General features: G+C 25.5%; 15 protein-coding genes, 1 tRNA gene and 1 pseudogene. 7 read left to right on the forward strand and 10 right to left on the reverse strand.

Annotated features, from left to right (window positions below):
* Positions 1-24: 24 nt before the first annotated feature.
* Positions 25-2,622, reverse strand: coding sequence for a coiled-coil domain-containing protein (locus Q346_RS0103175; protein ID WP_027333030.1), 2,598 nt, complete (start codon positions 2,620-2,622; stop codon positions 25-27).
* Between the two features lie 105 nt (positions 2,623-2,727).
* On the opposite strand from Q346_RS0103175, the gene Q346_RS0103180 reads away from it, so the two are divergent.
* Positions 2,728-3,969 (forward strand): trigger factor-related chaperone, encoded by a 1,242-nt coding sequence (locus Q346_RS0103180; protein ID WP_027333031.1) that lies wholly within the window; start codon positions 2,728-2,730, stop codon positions 3,967-3,969.
* Between the two features lies 1 nt (position 3,970).
* On the forward strand, positions 3,971-5,581 hold the full coding sequence (locus tag Q346_RS0103185; protein ID WP_027333032.1) for an ABC-F family ATP-binding cassette domain-containing protein: 1,611 nt from the start codon (positions 3,971-3,973) through the stop codon (positions 5,579-5,581).
* Positions 5,582-5,665: 84 nt separating this feature from the next.
* Here the strand turns inward: Q346_RS0103185 and Q346_RS0103190 are convergent, their stop codons facing one another.
* The 4 genes from Q346_RS0103190 to rpsF form a co-directional block, all read right to left on the reverse strand.
* Entirely contained in the window at positions 5,666-6,121 is a 456-nt protein-coding gene (locus tag Q346_RS0103190) for a Sua5/YciO/YrdC/YwlC family protein (protein ID WP_027333033.1), read from the reverse strand.
* Between the two features lie 115 nt (positions 6,122-6,236).
* Positions 6,237-6,512, reverse strand: a complete 276-nt coding sequence (rpsR, locus tag Q346_RS0103195; protein ID WP_027333034.1) for a 30S ribosomal protein S18 — start codon at positions 6,510-6,512, stop codon at positions 6,237-6,239.
* 11 nt (positions 6,513-6,523) lie between these two features.
* A complete protein-coding gene (locus Q346_RS0103200) occupies positions 6,524-7,057 on the reverse strand; it encodes a single-stranded DNA-binding protein (protein WP_027333035.1) in 534 nt (177 codons plus the stop codon).
* 41 nt (positions 7,058-7,098) lie between these two features.
* A complete protein-coding gene (gene rpsF, locus Q346_RS03945; RefSeq protein ID WP_051521812.1) occupies positions 7,099-7,494 on the reverse strand; it encodes a 30S ribosomal protein S6 in 396 nt (131 codons plus the stop codon).
* A 185-nt stretch (positions 7,495-7,679) separates the two neighbouring features.
* Between rpsF and topA the strand changes: the two genes are divergently transcribed.
* Positions 7,680-9,551: a type I DNA topoisomerase gene (topA, locus tag Q346_RS0103210; RefSeq protein ID WP_027333036.1), complete on the forward strand. Its 1,872-nt coding sequence runs from the start codon at positions 7,680-7,682 to the stop codon at positions 9,549-9,551.
* A gap of 27 nt (positions 9,552-9,578) precedes the next feature.
* Here the strand turns inward: topA and Q346_RS0103215 are convergent, their stop codons facing one another.
* Genes Q346_RS0103215 through Q346_RS0103230 form a run of 4 tightly spaced genes read right to left on the reverse strand, consistent with a single transcriptional unit; the run spans position 9,579 to position 13,428 of the window.
* Positions 9,579-11,027: a hypothetical protein gene (locus Q346_RS0103215; protein ID WP_027333037.1), complete on the reverse strand. Its 1,449-nt coding sequence runs from the start codon at positions 11,025-11,027 to the stop codon at positions 9,579-9,581.
* Between the two features lie 52 nt (positions 11,028-11,079).
* The gene (gene mgtE, locus Q346_RS0103220; RefSeq protein ID WP_027333038.1) at positions 11,080-12,537 is read right to left on the reverse strand and encodes a magnesium transporter; all 1,458 of its coding nucleotides are present in this window, start codon (positions 12,535-12,537) and stop codon (positions 11,080-11,082) included.
* A 1-nt stretch (position 12,538) separates the two neighbouring features.
* Positions 12,539-13,123, reverse strand: coding sequence for a diadenylate cyclase (locus Q346_RS0103225; protein ID WP_027333039.1), 585 nt, complete (start codon positions 13,121-13,123; stop codon positions 12,539-12,541).
* Complete coding sequence (locus Q346_RS0103230; protein WP_027333040.1) at positions 13,123-13,428, reverse strand: hypothetical protein; 306 nt, start codon at positions 13,426-13,428, stop codon at positions 13,123-13,125. The genes Q346_RS0103225 and Q346_RS0103230 overlap by 1 nt, the downstream gene beginning before the upstream one ends.
* Before the next feature lie 80 nt (positions 13,429-13,508).
* Between Q346_RS0103230 and Q346_RS0103235 the strand changes: the two genes are divergently transcribed.
* Both Q346_RS0103235 and Q346_RS03950 read left to right on the forward strand, forming a co-directional pair.
* On the forward strand, positions 13,509-15,284 hold the full coding sequence (locus tag Q346_RS0103235) for an ABC transporter ATP-binding protein (protein WP_027333041.1): 1,776 nt from the start codon (positions 13,509-13,511) through the stop codon (positions 15,282-15,284).
* Positions 15,277-17,106: an ABC transporter ATP-binding protein gene (locus Q346_RS03950; RefSeq protein ID WP_036438094.1), complete on the forward strand. Its 1,830-nt coding sequence runs from the start codon at positions 15,277-15,279 to the stop codon at positions 17,104-17,106. The genes Q346_RS0103235 and Q346_RS03950 overlap by 8 nt, the downstream gene beginning before the upstream one ends.
* 33 nt (positions 17,107-17,139) lie before the next feature.
* On the opposite strand, the gene Q346_RS0103245 is transcribed toward Q346_RS03950, so the two are convergent.
* Positions 17,140-17,224, reverse strand: a tRNA-Leu gene (locus tag Q346_RS0103245).
* Between the two features lie 84 nt (positions 17,225-17,308).
* On the opposite strand from Q346_RS0103245, the gene Q346_RS0103250 reads away from it, so the two are divergent.
* Positions 17,309-17,986 (forward strand): 16S rRNA (uracil(1498)-N(3))-methyltransferase, encoded by a 678-nt coding sequence (locus tag Q346_RS0103250; RefSeq protein ID WP_027333042.1) that lies wholly within the window; start codon positions 17,309-17,311, stop codon positions 17,984-17,986.
* Between the two features lie 43 nt (positions 17,987-18,029).
* Positions 18,030-18,448: pseudogene (locus tag Q346_RS03955) on the forward strand (M13 family peptidase); the annotation flags it as partial.

Genomic DNA, 18,448 nt, shown 5'->3' on the forward strand with positions numbered 1-18,448 from the left:
TGCTTTTTAAATTTAATTATCTAATTAATTAGTTGTTGGTTCACCTGGTGTTTCTTCTGAATTTTCAGTTGGTTGTTCTGCTTCTTGTTGTTTTAATTGTTCAACTTCGTTAATTAAAGATTCAATTTCAGATTTTTTAGCATTAATGTTATTTTCTGCACTATTTACTTCATCTTGATATGAATCATTAATTTGAGAAGGCTTTTGAGTTGATAAATTAAGTAAATTAGATATTTCATTGTCAAATTCTTGATATTTAGCTTGTAATTCTTCGTATTTAGCTTTAGCTGAGCCGCCTTCTTTAAGATCTTCACCTAAAGAAAGAATTCTTCCATTAAGTGAATGTTTTTCTGGTTCTAATTGTGAATATTTTGCTCTAGCCTCTTCTATAAGTCTTTTATTAGATTCATATTTTTCAACATATTGTTCAAATTCACGTTTTGCAGAATCTAAATTAGACAAACTAGCTTCAACATCATTTAATGAAATATATTGATTATCTTTAGCGCCTTTTGCTTCTTGAATTCTATGATTAAATTCTTGCACTTTTGCATTTAATCCTTCATCTTCTTCGTCTGGATTACTATATCTATTAACTAATTCTTCAGATTCAGTGATTAAGGTATTTAATTCATCTTTTTTAGATTGAATATTTGCTTTATTTTGTTCCAAAGCAGATTTTTCTTCTTCATATAATGAATTTAATAATCTTTCTCTGGTTGAAATTTGATCATTATCTTCTGAATTATAAACACTTTCTGCATCAGTAACACCTTCTTGCAATCTAGTTAAGCTATCAACTACAAGTTGGTCTTTATTCTCAGTATCTTCTGGAATTTGATATTCTTGAATTAATGATTGTGTTTTTGCAACTGTTGCTTTAAGTGCATTAAGTAATTGTTCTCTATCATTTGTTTCAGATTCAGATGTTTCAGATTCAGATTTCAATCTTTTTACTTCTTCAATTGCATTTTGAAGCTCGGTTTCTAAATTAGAAATTTCGGTTACTAAAGTGGTTGAATCATTTTGATATGTATCTTCAATTTCTGAAGGTTTTTTATTTGCTAATTCTTCAAGAGAAGCTAATTTTTCATTTAATTGAGTGATTTTTGGACTTACTTCTTGGTCATATTTATTTTTTGCATCACCCTCTGGTAAATTTTTAAGTGATTCTGCATCTGAATTAAGAGTTTCTGATGTTGATTTCAATGGAGTTAATTGAGCTTTAACTGATTCAATTAATGATTTTTTATTGTTGTAACTTTCAACATATTGATTTAAATCATTAAGTTTTTCAGTTAATGCTTCCATAGTTGAAGTAGCAGCTTCTAATGAAATATATTGATTAGCAACTGCAGTTTCTGCTTCTTGAATTTTTTCTTTTAATGCATCAATTTTAGTTTTCATTTCTGCATCATCTTCATTTTCATTGTTTTGTATTAATTCATTTGCTTGTGTTACTGAGTTAGTTAATTCTGATTTTTTAGTTGCAATGCTTGATTTGTTAGTTTCTAAAGCAGTTTTCTTTTCATCATATAATGCAGTTAATAAACGCAATCTTGTAGAAATATCATCATTATTTTTTGATTCATAAACACTTTTTGCATCTTCAACACCTTCATTTAATTTAGCTAAAATTTCAACTACTACTTGGTCTTTAGGGTCAGTAGCTTCAGGTATTTCATAGTCATGCATTAAAGTTTCAACATTAGAAACTATGCTTTTAAGAGAATTTAACAATTCAATTCTTTGTGCTTCTTTCTCATCAATTGCACGAACTTCTTCTGTTAATTTAGTAATTTTAGCTTCAATTTTTGCTATTTCTTCTTGGTATTGAGCAATAGTATTTTCAGTTCTTGTTAATTTAGTTAATGAATCTTTGAATTCGTTAGCTTCTGCTAAAACATCAGCATAAATTTCTTTAGTTAAAATTGAACCTATTAAATCATTTACTAAAAAGTTGTATTTAGTATCATAGGTATTAACAAGAGCATTTTTTTGATTATTAATTTCTTTAATTGAATTATTGAAATTGTCTAAAGCCGCTTGCATTTTTTCAATTTTTGCCAATTTTGATTGAATGTTTTCATTAGGTACTTGATTAGCATCACTGCTATTTGAAAATTCCAAAAGACTTTGATATTGTTTTTCAGCTTCTGGTTCATTTTTAATTTCTTCATTTTCAAAATTGTTTAATGCACTAGCAATTTTTGCTTGTAATTCAGCAAAAATTCTTGATTTAATTTCATCGCCTTTAATTTTTGCGATTCCTTTTACATAATTAGTATATGCAGTATTTAAAGCATCTAAAGCTTCTTTAATTTTGGCTTCATCTTTGGTATTAATTAAAACATTTTCCGCAACATTAATAGCTTGACTAAATTCATTATTTAGATTTTTTTGTTCTATTTGGCTTGCATTAACCACAATGTGTCTTTGCAATTCATCATTTGCTTCAATGATTAATTTTTTCAATTTTAAAGCATTTGTTTCATTTGCTTGTTCTTTTGATTTAGCGTTATTATTTTTAGCCAATAAGATTGATAATGCAGCAACTGCACCTATTCCTGCTACCCCAGTTAAAACACCAAGTGTAGTAAGTAATGCTTTTTTACTTTTCATTTTTTTCTCCACAATTTTTATTCTTTTTATAAATATAATTTCTTTATTTATATACTATTTTATTATAATAAAAAATAAGAATTTTATTTTTTACTGGAGTTATAAATGATTAATAATATTACAAAAACCATTGAAATTAATTTATCAAATAGTGAATGAAAAAAAGTTCAAAATGAAGTTTTAAGTAAAGCTTTACTTGAAAAAAGAAAAATTAATCAAAATCAAATTTTAGAACTTGCAACTAAAACTTATGTAGATAAAATTTTGCAAAATTTGAAGACTGAAATCGATAACGATTATCCTAGGGCTTTGAATCCCATCCAACCATTAGTTTTGGTAGAAAAAATTAATAATAATGAATTTGTAGCTAAAATTTCTATTTCATTTTACCCATATGAAGAGATTCAAAAATTAAATTTTGACAATATAACAATTAACTTTGATTATGAGCCTTTATCAACTGAAATTTTAGATAAAAATTTCAAAGAATTTATTAAAAATTATCCTATTTTAAAGTCAATTTCGACTGAAGCAGAGTTAAATGATTTAGCCTTTATTGATTTTGAAGTTACTAAAGAAGAAAAAGTGGTTGATAGAAGAAGCAATTTTGCAGTTAATATTGTTAAGACTAATAACTTTAGTATTGCAAATTTTTTAATTGGTAAAAAGACAGGCGAAACTTTTTCAATCAATGACCCAGAAAATAGACATTGAAAAATTTTTGTCCGTGATATTCAAAGAAAAGAAAAAGAAGAATTAACTGATGAAAAATTAAAAAATATGAATCTTCAGAATTTAGATAACATTGAAGATTTAAGAGATAGTATTTTCAAAGATTTTAGATTAGAATATGACTTAAATCAACTTCTTTATTTTTACAAAGAAACTATAAACAAGCTATTTTTAAATAATTCTGTGCAATATTCAATTGAAAATTTAAATTTAGAATTATCAAGAATTAGTCAATTAGAGCAAATGAGAAATACACCAATTGCAGGAAAAAATATTACTGAGTTAAGAGAAAGTTCAGATTTAGCAATTAAAAATATTGTCGACAAAATTGACGAAAATACTAAACTACAAATTTTTGAAAATTTAGTTGAGTATTTTGTTTTTAAAGAAAACAATATGACTATTAGCAATGAAGAATTAAGAGAAAATTGGGAATATTTAGAAAGAACACAAAATCTTAGTCAAAATTTAGATTCAAACAGATTTTTAAATCTATTGAAAAGTCAAAAAATTGCTTTATTTTTATGTAGAAAATACAATGAACTTTTTTATAACTATTTAAAGGATGAAATTTATTTAAATTTAGAAACGAAAATAAAAGGGGAGGAAAAATAAAATGTTAGAAGTACAATCATTAAGCAAAATTTTTAGTGATAAAAAACTATTTGAAAATGTGAACTTAAAGTTTACTGAAGGTAACACCTACGGAATTATTGGGGCAAATGGCGCAGGTAAAAGTACTTTTTTAAAAATTTTAGCCGGCGAAATTGAACCTACAAGTGGCCAAATTATCATTGAAAAAAATCGTCGTTTAAGTGTGCTTAGCCAGGATCATAATGCTTATGATGATATGATCGTTACTGATGTTGTTGTAATGGGTAATACAGATTTATATAAAATTAAAGAAGAAAAAGATGCTATTTATGCCAATCCTGATGCAACTGAAGAGGACTATGTTAGAGCAGGAGAGTTAGAAGAAAAATATGGCGAACTAGGCGGTTGAACTGCAGAAAATGATGCTCAAGAATTATTATCTGGTTTGCAAATTCCTAAAGAAAAATGAGATGCACAAATGTCAACTTTAACAGCTAATCAAAAAATTAAAGTGTTGTTAGCAAAAGCTTTATTTGGCAATCCAGACATTTTAATTATGGATGAGCCAACTAACCATTTGGATTTAAGAGCAATTAAATGATTAGAGAGCTTTTTAGCAGATTATCCAAATGTTGTTATTGTTGTAAGTCATGATAGCGACTTTTTAGATAATATTTGTACCCATATTGTTGATATTGATTATAATGAGGCAAAAATTTACACCGGTAATTATTCTTTCTGAAAAGAAAGTAGTGAATTAGCACGTGAATTAATGAAGCAATCAAATGCTAAAAAAGAAGTTCAAATCGAGAAATTGAAACAGTTTATTGCACGTTTCTCTGCTAATGCTTCTAAATCTAAACAAGCTACAAGTAGAAAAAAATCTCTAGAAAAAATTACTTTAGATGAAATTAAACCTTCTAATAGAAAATATCCATACATTAATTGAGATATTAATCGTGAGCCTGGAAAAGATATTTTAAGTGTTGAAAATTTAACTTATAAAGAAAATGGAAAAACTTTGTTTGAGAATGTTTCTTTTACATTATCAAAGGGTGAAAAAATGGTAGTGATTGGTGAAGATGATATCGCCAAAACTAGATTTTTAGAATGTTTAATTGGTAAAATACAACCTACCAGTGGAGAAATTAAGTGAGGTCAAACAATTAAATTTACTTATTTTCCAAATGATAATAAAGAATATTTTCAAGAAGATATGACTATTTTAGATTGAATTTCACAATGACCATTAGAAAATTCAACTGAAGAGACTAAAGATGTTAGTGATTCAAGAATGCGTGGATTTTTAGGTAGAATGCTTTTCTCTAATGACACAGTCTTTAAAAAAGTTGCTGTAACTTCTGGAGGAGAAAAAGCTAGATTGATGTTTTCAAGAATGATGCTTCTTGAAGCCAATTTCCTAATTTTAGACCAACCTTTAGATCATTTAGATGCTGAAAGTATCGATAGTGTTATCGATGGGCTCAAAAAATATAAAGGTGGTGCAATTTTTACAACATATAATAGAGCTTTGGTAAATCAAGTAGCAAATGTAATTTTAGAAATTGCTCCTGATAAAAGTTTTATTTATCATGGCACACTTGATGAATATGAAAAAATTATGGATTATTAATAATTCAAAATATAAACATAAAATTAAAAACCAAGATTTTCTTGGTTTTTAATTTCTAAAAAATGATTAATAAGATTTAACTCACTATCTAATTCATTCATTTATATCTAAATTATATATTTTACTTGCCTCATTACTTTGTTTACTTTCTCCAAAATCATAAATATTTTTTACTTCTGGAAAAACTTTTGAAGCTTCAGAAAGTTTGATTGGATTTTGGCCTGAGATATTTGCACTAGTTAAATACATTGGACCATTTTTTAATAAAAAATCACAAAGCATTTTATTATTAGGCATTCTGAATCCTTGATTATTAATTACTATTGAATAAGCGCCAGGTCAATATTTTTGTGCAAATTGATCTGCTTCAGTATTTCATTCTTTAAAATTTCTGGCTTGTTCAATTGAACCAACCACAATCATAATTTTTTTGTTTTTAGGTCTTTGTTTTAATTCATAAATTTTATCTAAAGTGTTTTGGTTAATAGGTCCGCCAATGCCTGTTACTGTATCTGTTGAACAAATAAATATATCATTCATAATTCACTGTCTTTCAATCTCAAATTTATAAACTATTTTATATGATAAATGTATTAAACATCAATTAAAATGAATTAAAAAACAAAATGATCGCTCATTTTGTCTTTTTTTCATATTAATTATTATTTTGAACTTGACTTTTAACTACACGAACACGATCTTTTGAATAAGGCATTAAAGCCATAAAACGTGCTCTTTTAATAGCTGTTGCAACTTTTCTTTGATCTTTTGCACAAGTTCCAGTAGCTGAATGTGCTTTAATTTGACCTGTTCCAGTTACAAATTTATTTAAAAATTCTACATCTTTGTAGTCAACATAATTAACTTTGTTTTCACATAATTCACATCTACGACGTCTAATAAAACCAGGTTTTTTTTGTATTTTAGCCATTATAATTCTCCTTAATTGATGTCATCGTCATCGTCATTCATAGGAATAAAGAAACCGTTATTTCTGCCATCAAATTCAACTTCTTCTTCATCATCTTCAAATTTTGGAAATTCAAAATTTGGTTTGATATTTTTAGTAGGACTTTTGACTGCTTCATATTGAGATGTTTTAGGTTCAGAGTAAAAATTATTTGCTCCACTAGCTTGTAAATTTTCTTTTTCTCTTTCCTCTCTCATTCTTCTTGATTCTAATAAAGTAATATTGTCTACTACTACATCATAACTAGTAGTTAAACCGTTTTTACCTTCATATCTTGAAACATTAATTGATCCTTCAATACAAATTAATGAACCTTTGGGTGCATAATTATTTAAAGTATCTGCATTAAATCTTCAAGCAATAATTGGAATAAAATCAGTGATTGGATTGGTTGCATCTGTTCTTCTTGAAACAGCAATTGAAGTTCTTGCGTATTTAATACCACTTGGAGTAGTAAAAATTCTTACATCATTTGCAACACGGCCGATTAAAATAACTTTGTTCATAATACTTTGTTTCCTTATTCTATAAATTAATCATTGTTAAATTATTCAGCTTTTGATTCTTTGTTTTCAGCTGGTTTTGTATTTTGTGAATTAGTTCTTGGACGTAAGTTAGTTTTGTCAAAAGATTTTTTAGCACGAACTTTTCTTACTTTTCCATAACCTTTTTCTGTGTCTAAGTTAATTACTAATTGTCTTAAAACTTCTTTTAAGATGTTGCTACGACGTGTAAATTCAGCAATATTTTTGCTTTCTGAATTTACTTCGAATAATAAATAGTGAGCTTTTTCTGATTTTTGAATTCTGTAAGCTAAATTAGTCAATTCTAATTTTTCTGCTTTAGTTACATTAGCTTCACCAAAAACACTTTTTACTAATGAAAAACCAATTTCTGGATCTGCTTTAATGTCAACAAGAAGCATAATTTCATATTTGTTCATTTATTTCTCCTTTTGGTCTATGGGCTTAATTAAGCCAAGAAGCATTTAATTAAGTATTTATATAATTAAATACCTTCATTATTATATTTATATGTTCTTTTTTGACTAATAAATTTATCAACTTTTTATTAATAATTAAAAATTAAGTTTTAAAGCTTTTATCTTTTTGTGGTATCTTTATATTTATGAATAAACTAGTAATAGTCGAATCTCCAAATAAAATAAATGCTATTCAAAAATATTTAGGTGATGAATACGAAGTAATGGCTTCAGTCGGCCACATTTTTAAACTTTCTACAAGATCTAACTCTACTAAAGATATTAAATTTGGTATTCATTTAGATACTTGAGAACCGATTTATATTCTTGATCCAAGCAAAAAAAATGTAGTTAGTCAATTAAAAAAAGCCGTTAAAAACGCATCAGAAGTTTTAATTGCAACTGACCCCGATCGGGAAGGGGAAGCAATTGGAGAAAATTTAATCACTGAATTAAAAATTGAAGATAAATATTATCGTATTAAATATAACGAAATTACAAAAGATGCTATTTTAAGAGCAATTGATAATAAAGGCAAAATTGATAATCATTTAGTTAGTGCACAAAAAGCTAGAAGAATGCTTGATCGTTTAATTGGTTTTGATCTTTCTAATTTAATGAGGAAAAAAATTAAAAATTCAGCCACCACATTAAGTGCAGGTAGAGTCCAATCAATTGCCTTAAAATTAATCGTAGATAGAGAAAAAGAAATTGAAGCTTTCATTCCAGTTCAATATAGTAAATTACATGCTTTAGTTAATAAAGACAATAAATCAATTGAACTTTATTTAAATATTGAATCTAATAATGCTAATGAAAAAACATGAATTAGTTCAGAGCAAATTGAAAGCATAAAAAAAGAACTAGAAATTCAACCACAAAAAGAATTAATAGTAACTGGTATTAAAAGTTCTCAAAGAAAAATGGCAAGCATTACACCTTTAAAACAAGCCATGTTATATCGTAAGTCGCCATACACTTCATTGGCTACTCAAATGGCAGCTCAAAAATTATATGAAGGTTATGGCAATGGAGGTTTAATAAGTTATCCAAGAACCGATAGTACTCGTTTAAGCCAAACTTTTATTGATAATGCAAGAAAATACATTGAAAACACCTATGGAAAAGAATACATTTTAGAAAATATCAAAGGTTTTTCTGGTGATCAAGATGCTCATGAAGCAATCAGGCCCACAGATATGTCATTAACTCCTGAATTGGCAAAAAGTAAATTTAATCTTAATGACTATGATTTCAATGTTTACAAATTAATATATAACCACACTTTACAGGCCTTAATGAATCCGCCAATTAGAAAAAGTAATGCTTACACTTTAAATAAAAATGATTTAGTCTTTAAATATTCTGCTTCTAAAATTGTTTTTGATGGATATTACAAAGTTGTGGCTCCTGAAGAAGAAAAATTCGATCCTGAATTTAAAGTAGGTGAAAAAGTTTTAGTTAATGATTATATTTTTACAGAACATCAAACTGAACCACCCGCTCGTTATTCTGAAGGTGCTTTGATTGAAAAATTAGATGAAATTAAAGTTGGTCGTCCTTCCACTTTTGCATCAACTGTAAAAATTTTATTAGACCGTCAGTATGCGGAAAATATTAATAAATCGTTGCATCCTACAGAAATTGGTAAATTAGTTCTTGAAAAATTATTAGAAGCGTTTCCAACTATTATTGATGAAGGTTATACTGCTAAAGTAGAGGAAGAATTAGACTTAATCGCTGAAAATAAACTTGCATTACAGCCTGTAATGGAAGATTTTTATGAGAGATTCACACAAGTTTATGATAATGCTGAAAACACTTTAGAAATTACTAAAATTGAACCTAAATTATTAGATGAAAATTGCCCTGAAGATGGTGGACAATTATTAATAAGAAGTGGTAAATTTGGTCAATTTATTGGCTGTTCTAATTTCCCAAATTGTCGTTATACTAGGGATTATGGCGAAAAGAAAAAATTTAATTTTAGGAAATTTGGCCCAAATTCAAATAAATAAAAGCAGAAAATTATCTTCTGCTTTTATTTATTTTTTCTTTTCTTTTGGTTTATTTTTAATCATGACAATGTCTATATCAAAAGTTTCTTTTAAATAATTATTTATATTTTCTAATCTTATTTTGTTTTTCTTTTTAGATATTATTAAAACTGAAATTCAATAAATGATTAAGATTAATAATAATGCTATTGAAATACTTAAAATTAAATTAAAAGTTAATTCTTTCTCGAGTGAAAAACCTTGAATAACTTGAAAAAGCGAACATACTCCAAGAAATGCACTTACAATATAGATAATGATGTTAAAAAATAAATTTTTTCCTTTGTTTTTTATTTCATAATAATTGTCTATTTTCTTAGTAATAGAGAGGAGATTGTTCTCAATTTTTTCTATTCTTTTATTAAAATTTAGAAAAATTTCTTTATATTTATTTAATTCATTCTCTCAATTACTAATTGTTTTTTCAATGTTATGAATTTCGTATTTTTTCTTAAAAAAATTATTGACTTGATTGTGTTTAGAAAAAATATTTTCACTGAAATGAAAAAGTCAATTTCTAAAATCTAAAATATAACTTTCAAGATTATCAATATCATTTTTTATTTTTCAAATTTTTTTATTGATGCTCTCATTATTATTTCCATCTAGAAATCAATTTTTATAATCTGTTTCTAATTCGGTAATAGAACTTTTAATTTTATTGGTTTGCATATCTATTCCACTAAAAAAATCAAGTGCTTTTTCTTGTCTAAAAAATTCAAAAATATAGAAAAATAAATGTATTAATTTATAAGTTGAATTAAATCTCTGAAAGGTTTGTTTGTTTATGCCTTTTTCAGCAAATGAAAATATAATTTTGGTATCTTCTATGTTTGATAGTTCTGCAATTATCTTATTTGAATTATTATTTCATAATTCAAATAATAATTCATCATTTGAAATTAAATTTTGTTTTTCTATTTGAAAAGAAGAAAATGTCGGTTCTACGACAATGCCATATTCTTTTTTTATTTTTTTAATTTCTTTATTTAAATCTTCATTGGTTGTTTCTTCATTCTCTGACTTATTTTGTTCCACAAAAATAGCTAAATAATTTTTTGAATTGGTTGAATTGGTTTCATTAATTTTTAAAAAATTTAGATTTAAATTTAAAATGAATGCATCATATTTTTTGTCGTTTTTGTTGTCAGATTCAGCACTAAAATTATTTTTAATTTTCTCTAATTGATAAATAGATTGTATTAAACAATTTTGATTTTTTGCAGTTTCCGTTTCCAAATTAAACATTTTGTAAAGAAATTGTTTTTTAAGAAAATAATCTTTAAACTCATTTTGTTCATCTTTTTGATTATGCGATTGAAAATAAGTAGATATTCACTCCTTTATATCAACTCTATTTTTATCTGAAATATTTATCTTTTTTATTGGGATTAGAAAATACCCATTAATATCATAATTATTATCACTATTGCTCATTTTTACTCCTAAAAATTATTATAAAAAAACTATAAGAAAAACTTATAGTCTCTTAATTAAATTTAATACTTTGATTAATTGGAATTTTGAAAATAAAGTATGAAATTAATAAATAAAATGCTAAACCAATAATTAAAACTACGTTTACAATACTTAACATTGATAGATTTGTTGGATCTTTTTTAATTTTAATTCAAGTAAATAATATTCATACAGTTGCAATTGAACCACAAAAAGTAAATAAGAATAAAATGAATGAAGTTCATAAAATTAAATATCAATATCAATTGTTGAAACTGATTTTAACTGAATTATTGTAAATTGCATGATAAACTGTCATTCTTAAAAAATTAAATGCAAAAAGTGCTAAACCTAAATATAAAGCAGTAATAATTTCTTTAATTATTGTTTCTTTATAATCTTTTAATTCGATTTCCTGTAATGATAAAGCACGTGAAACTGTAATATAAGTTTGTCTAATCACATTGGAAATAATCAAAATTAATACAGGAACAAAGGCAATGACACTTGCTAATAAACGATTTGCATTTAGTGCATCAATTTTAAATAAATCAAAAGTTAAGTGAACAATCAATTGCAAAACAGATGCTAATAATAAAATTACAATGTTTCAAAACACTCTATTTTTAAAAAGTGTATATGCTGAAATTTTTCAGTAATCTTGCTCCTCATTTTTTTCTGCATTAATTCCAGCAATTTTATAAAAATCATCAGTTGCTTCATCATTAATTACATCAATTACATCGTCACTTGTAATCATTCCTATTAATTGCTTTTCACGATTAACAACTGGTAAAACAGACATATCTTGCTCACTAAAAATTTGAGCAGCATATTCTTTTTTGTCATATGAACTAACCGAAGCAACAGGCGAGTAAATCTCATCAATAATTTCAGTTGGTTTGGCAAAAATAATTTCTTCAAGTGTTAAAGAACCAATTAATTTGTTGCTTGAATCCACTACATAATAATAATGCACTAACTCAGCACCATTTTTATTATAGTCTTTTCTAATCTTATTTAATGCTTGCTCACAAGTATAAGTATTATAAATACTTGAAATATCAATTGACATAATTGAGCCTACTTCATCATCATTATAACGAAGTAATTTATTTAACTCTTCTCTTTTATCAGCAGAGGTGTATGCCAAAATTTTGCTTGTTACATTAGCAGGTAATTCATCTAAAACATCGGCTAATTCATCACTTTGTAACTCTTGTAAAAGTTTCATTCCTCATTCTTCTGTGAAGCTTTGAGCTAAATTTTTTTGCGTTTCTTCATCTAAATATGAAAATAAATCAGCTGCATCATCTGTTTTTAATAATCTTAAAAAAGTTAGTTGCTGTTCGATGTTCAATTCATCTAAAACTTCTGCAATTTGTGCATTAGGAACTTCATCAATTAAAGATCTAATTTCATTTAAATTCTTTTGTTGTGTAATTTCAATAATTTTTTCCAATAATTGTACTTCAGTATAATCAGACATATTAATCCTTTAAGTATTTAATTAATTGTTCTTGGAACTGATCTAAAGAGACATCGAAGAAAACACCATTTTTAACAAATTTAACATCTCCGGTTTCTTCAGAAACAATGATTGTAGTTGCGTCACATAACTCACTAATTCCCATAGCCGCTCTATGACGAGCTCCATATTTATTATCAATTGATTTTTTAGTTATTTTATAAAAAGTGGCTGCATAATAAATTTTATTATTTCTAATAATGACTGCTCCATCATGTAAAAGGCTTTCTTTATTAAAAATCGTAATTAATAAAGCGGAACTAATATTGGCATTCAAAATAATACCGTCTGTTCTTAAATTATCTATATTGTCATTATTTTCTATTGTAATTAATGCCCCAACTTTATTTTTAGATAAAGTTTCAACAGTTTCTCTTAATTGATTAATTAAACGAATTTGACTTGAACGACCTAGTTTTTTATATTTCGTTTTATTGAATTTGATTTTTGAAAATTCTATAATTTTAGGTAAAGTAATTGTAATCAAAATAATTACAAGTAAACTTAAAGTTATACTAAGTAAAATGATTCCTATTTGTGTTTCCATTATGATCCAATTTTACCAATTAGAGCTGCTAAAATAGTTAATAAGACTACTATTTCAATTGCAAAAATTACTCCTAAAATACGACTAATTTTTGCATATTTAGCTTCTTTAGGATTAATCAAATTTTGTTTTACCAAACATTTAGGTTCTTGGCAAACTAAATTTTCTTGCACTTCTTCAACTGCAACTAAAGCCGGATTTTGTAATTCTAATTCATTTTCATGGTGTAGCTGAATTAATAATTCACGTCTTTTTTGAATTTTAATTGTGCATTGTTCAGGATCTCTTTCGTTAATAGATGACATAACTCTCCTTTAATTTTTAAAAATTTATTTAATTATATAATTTATTGTCAAATATAAAGTAAGAAAACAAAGGAAGAACAATGTTTAAATTATTTAAATTACTCTCTAAAAAAGTTAAAGGATTTGCGTTTATTACAATTTGTTTATCAATTGTTCAACCTTTTTTAGCGATGCTAATTCCTTCAATTACTAAACAAATTATTTATTCAGTTGCAAACAAAGAATTATTTGATATTCAAATTTTATTTTGAACTTTGCATACGCAAAGTACAAATCAAAGCATACTTTACTTAATTTTAATTACAATTTCAACTGCTTTATTATTAATGTTAGTCGCTTATTTTTCTTCATTTTTTGCATTAAGAGTGGCTATTTATGGTTCAAAAGAATTAAGAGAAATTTTGTTTAAACATTTATTGACTTTTTCAAGAGCAAATTACGATAAATTAACATCAGGAACGATTTTAAGTCGTTTTAGCAATGATATGCGTAAAATCAGAGATGGACTTAATACAATTGTTCGTTCATTATTTTTATCTCCACTCTTATTTATTTGAGGATTAGTTTTTGCTTTAAATACTAACTTATATTTATCAATTAGTATTTTTATCATTATTCCTTTTTTAAGTATTGGAACTTTTTTAATAGTTAAAAAACTTTTCCCTCTCTATGCTAAAGAAAATCGTATGATTGATAAATTAAATGACACAATTAAAGAAGATATACAAGGTATTAATTTGATTAAATCATACAATTTAGAAAATGTCAGACAAGATATTTTTGAACAAAAAAATAATGAAGCTAAATTGATTGCTTTAACTAACAATAAAATTTCATCTTTTGCTTGGCCAATTATGGATTTTATTTCTTTAATGGGGAATGCTTTTTTATTTGTTGTAATTGCTTTTTTAGTTCAAATTCTAAATGACCAAAATATTTCTAAATTAGTTGGAGATATTTATCAATTTTCGACTTATTTAACAATGACAGCTAATTCAATATTTTTTATGATGTTTACTCTTAATAATTTATTTAGATCAAGCACATCAAGTAGAAGATATTGAGATTTATTAAATACTAAATCAGAAATACCTTTAATAACTGAACCAATATTTATCAAATCTAATAGTATTACTTTTAAAAATGTTTCATTTAAATATCCTTTAGCACAAAAAAATAGCCTTGAAAATATTTCTTTTCATATTAAACCAAATGAAAAAATCGGAATTATAGGCAAAACAGGTTCTGGAAAAACAACACTATTTAGATTAATAGCAAGAGAATATTTAATTGAAAATAATAATGGAATAATTGAAATTGGCAACATTCCAATTGAAGAAATTAACAGTGATAATTTGTATAAAAATGTTGTTCCTATTTTTCAAAAACCACTTTTATTTAGTGGCACAATTAAAGAAAATTTAACATTTAGCAATTCACAAAACGACTATGAAGAAGCACTTTTCTATGCTGATGCTGATTTTGTTTATGAAAAAACTGAAACTTTTGATTTCCAATTGTCTGCTAAAGCAAGTAATCTTTCAGGGGGCCAAAAACAAAGACTTTCAATTGCACAAGCAATTATTAAAAAACCAAAAATTTTATTAATTGATGATTCAACTTCGGCTTTAGATAATAAAACTGATTTAAAGGTTAGGGAAAATATTTTTAAGAATTTTCAAGATAGTACAATTTTAATCATCGCACAAAGAATTAATTCAATTAAAAATTGCGACAGAATCATGGTTTTAGACGATGGAAAAATTAGTGATTTTAATACACATGAAAATTTACTTAAATCAAATTTAATTTACCAAGAAATTTTTAATAGTCAAATAGGAGAAAATAATGGCTAGACATGGTTTTCAAACATTATTTGCAAAAAATAACAATTATAAAAAGCTGACTTTTAAAGATTTTTTTAATTTTTTAAAAAAAATAGAATTAAACAAAACTAAATGAATTTTAATAATTATTTTAAGTGCTTTTGTTCCTATTTTTGCTAATATTGCAATCATTTTAATTGGAAAAATAACAGATACTTTTTTTAATCCTATAAGTTTTAATAAAAATAATTTTAATTATTGATTATTTTTCGGTTTTTTAGGCTTCTTCATTCTTTGTATTTTTTTACAAAAATTTTTAACTACCATTCAGCGTTTGATTTTAAATCGAGCAATCATTAATACCGGTTATAAATTGAGAGTTGATTTATACAAAAAGATTCAAAAACTACCACTTAATTATTTTGTCAATCACCAAACTGGAGATTTAATGTCTGCTTTGACTAATGATATTAATAATATTACGGATGCAATGGTGTCAATGTTGGGACAATTAAGTTTAATTTTCTTTCAATTTTTATTAACTTTTACATTAATGTTTCTTTATGCCCCAATTTTGGGTTTAATTGCTTTGATTTTAATTCCTTCAAGCACTTTAGTAATTATTTTATTAATAAAAAATAATCAAAAATATTTTTTCAATCAACAAAAACAATTAGGTCACTTTAATGGTTTTTTAGAAGAATATTTAGAAATTCAACCGCTTGTTTATGTTCATCAACAACAAGATAAAATTTTGAAAAAATTTCAAACATATAATAACAATTTAGTGCCTAATGATTTGAAATCTTCTTCAAATATGGCATTTACTTTCCCTTGGTTTCATTTTTGTCGTTTTTTTAATTTACTTGTCATTATTTCAATCGGTGCTCTTTTTATTATTAATAAAATTCCTAGTTATGGAATTACAGCACTTACTTTTGGTACTTTAATTTCATTTTCAATTTATATTACAAATGTGAGTGAAAATTTATCTAAAATTTTAGAAATTGCTAATACTATTCAACAAGGTTTAGGTTCAATTGCCAGAGTAAATGAAATATTAGAATTGCCAGAAATAGAAAATCAAAAAATGTTAAAAAATTTAAGTTTTATAAAAGGTGAAATCGAATTTAAAAATGTTTCATTTGCCTATCCTTCTAATCCTGATAAATTAATTTTAAAAAATGTTTCTTTTAAAATTAAACCTGGCCAATCTTTGGCTTTGGTGGGTAAAACTGGATGTGGAAAAAGCACAATTGCTAAACTTTTATCAAAATTTTATTTACCAACTAGTGGAGATATTTTGATTGATGGTCAATCAATTTACAAAATTAAAGATAAAAGTTGAAGAAGTCATATTGATATGATTTTGCAAGATACTTACATCTTTAATGATTCTGTTATAAATAACTTGTTAATTGCTAATCCCGATTTGCAAAAATCTGAACTATCTAAAATTCTTAAATATACTAGTACAGAAAATCTAATCAATAATTTGCCTAATGGTTTGGATACAATTTTAGAATCTAATGGTAAAAATTTAAGTCAAGGCCAAAAACAGTTATTTACAATTTTAAGAAGTATTGTTTCAAGTCGTGAAATTACCATTTTTGATGAAGCTACTAGTGATATTGACACAATTAGTGAAATGCATATTCAAAAAGCTATTGATTATTTATTTAAACAAAAAACTACTATTGTGATTGCGCATCGTTTAAGCACAATTGTTGAATGCGATCAAATTTTATTAATTGATAATGGACAAATTATTGAACAAGGTAATCATCAAGAATTATTAAAATTAAATGGTAAATATGCCAATCTCTATGCAATAGGTTTTAATAATAATTAAAAAATAAGCAGTTTTAAGCTGCTTATTTTTATATGGTGCCCGAAACAGGACTCGAACCTGCACGAGTCGCCTCACTAGATCCTTAGTCTAGCGTGTCTGCCAATTTCACCATTCGGGCAATTCTTAAATTATTTTAACATATAAAAATATTTTTAATTATTTTTATAAAATTTGTAGCAATTAAAGAACTAAAAGGAGAATGATGCATCGTTTCTTTGTTAATAAATTAATTGATAATTCATATTTTGAATTAGAAAATGAGCAATTAAAACATATTAAAGTTGCAAGGTTAGAAAAAGACCATTTTCTTTGCAACTATCAAAGCATATTTTATGAATGTTACTTAGAAAATAATCGGGCTTATATTGTGCAAAAGTTAAATATTAATCATGAATATCAAAATGAAGTTATTTTAGCTGCTCCGATTATCAAAATCAAAAGATTTGAATGAATTTTACAAAAAGCAACTGAATTGGGAGTAACTAAAATTATTCCTTTAATTAGTCATTACACAGATAAAAAGTTGCTTAAATATGAATTAAAAACCAAATGAAATAGATTCGAAGAAATTATTAAAAATGCAGCTGAACAGTCTTTTCGAAACATTATTCCTGAATTATTAGAACCACAGGAATTATTTGAGTTATTTAAGCAACATCAAAAATATAACCAATATTTAGCTTATGAAAATACTGAAGACTTAACTAAAAGTCAATTAAAAACTAATTCAATAATTTATATTGGTCCGGAGGGTGGATTTAGCAAAGAGGAAGTTGCTGAAGCGCAAAAATATCAAGTGAAAATTATTAATTTAGGAAAAACTATTTTAAGAGCTGAAACTGCTTGTTTAGCAGCTTTAGCAAATATTGACGAAAATTAATAAGATATTTATATAATAATTAAATACTAAAAAGGAGAAGAAAATGAAACCGGCAAATATTAAAGATGACTTATATTATGCAGTAAATGCTGAATGACAAGAAAAAGCTAAAATTCCTGCTGATAAAACAGCCACTGGTGCTTTTTATGAAATTTATAAAACAATTAGACGTAAAGAAAAAATGTTGGCAGCTAATTTAATTAAAAATTTATCTGTAAAGCCAAATGAAAATGAACAATTAAATAATTTAGCTAAATTTTATGAAATGGCTTTGGATTATGAAACAAGAAACAAGTTGGGTATTAAACCATTAAAGGAAATTGTTAAAAAAGTTACTAATTTAAAAGATTTAAATGACTATATTACTAAATTACATAATTTCGAATTAAGAGAAATTCCTTCATTTTTCGATTTTTCAATTTATTCAGATTTTAAAAATTCTGAAAATCAAATTTTATATTT

Source organism: Mycoplasmopsis gallinarum DSM 19816, assembly GCF_000621085.1.
Lineage (GTDB): Bacteria > Bacillota_I > Bacilli_A > Mycoplasmatales > Metamycoplasmataceae > Mycoplasmopsis > Mycoplasmopsis gallinarum.